The 2,696-nt window shown below is 48.1% G+C and carries 4 protein-coding genes; all 4 read right to left on the bottom strand.

Features of this window, described 5'->3' with window-relative positions; genetic code table 11:
* The coding region (locus A3751_RS12430; RefSeq protein ID WP_304439030.1) for an undecaprenyl-diphosphate phosphatase at positions 1-277 on the bottom strand (277 nt) is incomplete at its 3' end.
* Positions 278-375: 98 nt separating this feature from the next.
* Positions 376-1,080 carry a tRNA (adenosine(37)-N6)-threonylcarbamoyltransferase complex dimerization subunit type 1 TsaB gene (gene tsaB, locus A3751_RS12435; RefSeq protein WP_068456474.1) on the bottom strand — a complete coding sequence of 235 codons (705 nt, stop codon included), beginning with the start codon at positions 1,078-1,080 and terminating at the stop codon, positions 376-378.
* 105 nt (positions 1,081-1,185) lie between these two features.
* Positions 1,186-1,842: an adenylate kinase gene (gene adk, locus A3751_RS12440; protein WP_068456477.1), complete on the bottom strand. Its 657-nt coding sequence runs from the start codon at positions 1,840-1,842 to the stop codon at positions 1,186-1,188.
* Between the two features lie 223 nt (positions 1,843-2,065).
* Positions 2,066-2,696: HDOD domain-containing protein (locus tag A3751_RS12445; RefSeq protein ID WP_156492409.1), on the bottom strand; the 631-nt coding region annotated here is incomplete at its 5' end.

The raw sequence follows: 2,696 nt of genomic DNA on the forward strand, positions 1-2,696 counted from the left end.
GCCATGCAAGACGAGCATGCTGCTTCGATTGTTCCTGAACGCGAGACGGTCCAAGCAAAGACATGAACCACGCTTTGGCAAGTAAAATGAGATCCTCACGAAAGTACAAAACAATTGCCAATAACGTGCCGACATGTACGGCAACGTCAAATGCGAGCCCTTGATCCTCCCACCCCAGCACTTGTGATGGGAGAATTAGGTGCGCAGAGCTTGAAATAGGTAAAAACTCGGTGAGTCCCTGAACAAGAGCAAGGACAAAGGCTTCAAACCAGCCCATATTAGTAATCCTGTTGGCATTTATTTATTGAGATGTATGTGTTTTTCTCGCTGCAAGCTCTTTGCGCTTACCAAAGCATGATTCTTCGTGCTTTGTGGCTAGTCTCGGCCCGGTAACTTCTTCCAAGCTACTTCATCGCGCACATATACGGGTGAGGCATCTTTCGCCTCCACTGCTAGGCCATCAGCAAAGGCCAACACAGCCAGAGACGCAATTGCGTGCGCAGGATGCTCAGGACCGCTCTCGATTCGAGGCCATCTACTTATCGCATCCATACGATCAACGTAAGCCAAACCATTTCCGATAACGGGCATCTCATCTTGCTCCTGAAGCAATTCAGAAACCATCTCTGGTTTATCAACGCGCTCCGACCCTAACAGCTCAGGCATTGCGTTTTCACCTCGAGTAAACACAGCCCAATAGACCTCATCCATTCGAGCGTCGATCAACACCAAACAGTTTTGCGCCTCGGAATGACTTAAAAACACATGCACCGCGAGTGCTTGTAGATTTGATACAGGAACAACCGGCAGATCTTGTCCAAATGCCAAACCCTGAACAAATCCAGACGCGATCCGAAGCCCGGTAAACGATCCTGGACCTCGACCAAACGCCAGCGCATCCATGTCCGAAAGAAGCAGACCTGATTGACCCAGAAGCTCCTGGACCATTGGCAGCAAGCGTTGCGCATGACTTCTAGGCGCATACTCACTTAAGGACAACGATTTGCTTTCCGAATTCGTATCAACAAGAGTGACGGAGCACTTCTCCGATGAAGTATCAATGGCTAGAATTACAGTCATAGTTTGCCTAAAAAATCAGTCTACTTAGCAAGTCGATCTTAAATAATAAAATGCTAAATCAAAAAAGGCAGCACAAGTGCTGCCTTTCGATGCGCAACGACGAAATCAGCCGTCCAAACCGTTAACGATCTGATCACGAATTTCAGACATATCGCCCACACCCTCTACGCGAACGTATTTTGGTGCAGAATCATCACCGGCCGCAGCCCACTCAGAGTAGTACTGAATCAACGGCGCTGTTTGCGAGTGGTATACGTCAAGACGTTTACGAACAGTCTCTTCCTTATCATCTTCGCGCTGCACCAGAGCATCACCAGTAATGTCATCTTTGCCGTCTGTTGCAGGCGGGTTGTACTTGAGGTGATAAACGCGTCCACTTGCCTCGTGAACTCGACGGCCACTTAGACGACTAACAATTTCTTCGTCTTCAACAGCAATCTCTACAACGGCATCAATCACGATGCCCTGTTTTTTAAGCGCCTCTGCTTGCGGAATCGTACGCGGGAAGCCATCGAACAAAAAGCCGTTTGCGCAATCTTCATCTTTAATGCGCTCCTCGATCAGTTGAATAATCGTTTCATCTGAAACAAGGCCTCCTGACGCCATGACTTCTTTCACCTTTAAGCCAAGCGGAGAGCCTGCCTTAACTGCGGCGCGAAGCATATCGCCTGTCGAGATTTGCGGTACATCGTACTTTTCAGTAATAAACTGCGCCTGTGTTCCCTTACCGGCACCTGGTGCACCAAGCAAAATCACTCTCATAAATCACTCCAAAACAATAAAAAGAAACCCTTGGAAGCAGTTACAGGCACTAACTCTTGGCTAGCTTAAACTGTATGGATGAGACGCATCCAACCTGAAAAACGCTGCTTTTAATTCCAGAAAGCCGGCCATTATAGGCTAATAGAAGATGTGGTCAAAGCCCTGCCGAAAAGAGCAGAAAAGAATGGAAGCCATTCACTATGAAAATGGCTCGGAAATAGACTTATGCTACGAGGTCACTCACCATACCATCAAGCTCTTGACCCTGATCAACGGTCACTTCAGCCAAACGGTATGCACTATCTGGGTCTATACCAAGAAGTTCAAACAAGGGCTCGGGATCAATGCTGGCAGGCTCATCACCAACGCCATGCATAGCAAGTAGATGGTTTGCGAGACACACAACAGCGACTTGCTCTGCATGCTCGCCGTCATAATATTCGTTTTGATGCATTGCGGCCGATTTAACACAGGACTCAGGTAGACCCCAAAGCTTTAACAGAATCGCACCTAATGAGCCATGACCAAGCGCGATAAATTCTTGAGCCGACCCCATACCAAAAACCTGTTTTTCGATCTCTGCCATACTTCGCTCGGGGTCTGACTCCCGAAGCTTATTCATCATTCGAAATTCGGGTGGAAATAATTGCCCAATGAGCAGCAAGCCGAAGTTATGCAATAGTCCCGACAGATATGATTCGCGCGCATCCAGATTTAGATCTGGTTTGGCCATGGTCGCCAAAGCCTCGCACAACACAGCACAATGCAATGCATGTTTCCAAAAATTACCTAGACCCAGAGCGCCATGAGAGGGAACCCGAAAAGCTTGAGCAGACGAGATACCCATAGCGAGC

It is taken from the genome of Oleiphilus sp. HI0080, from assembly GCF_001635135.1.

Coding starts and splice junctions, on each gene's coding strand:
- tsaB (WP_068456474.1), bottom strand. CDS start 1,080: ATGACTGTAATTCTAGCCATTGATACTTCATCGGAGAAGTGCTCCGTC.
- adk (WP_068456477.1), bottom strand. CDS start 1,842: ATGAGAGTGATTTTGCTTGGTGCACCAGGTGCCGGTAAGGGAACACAG.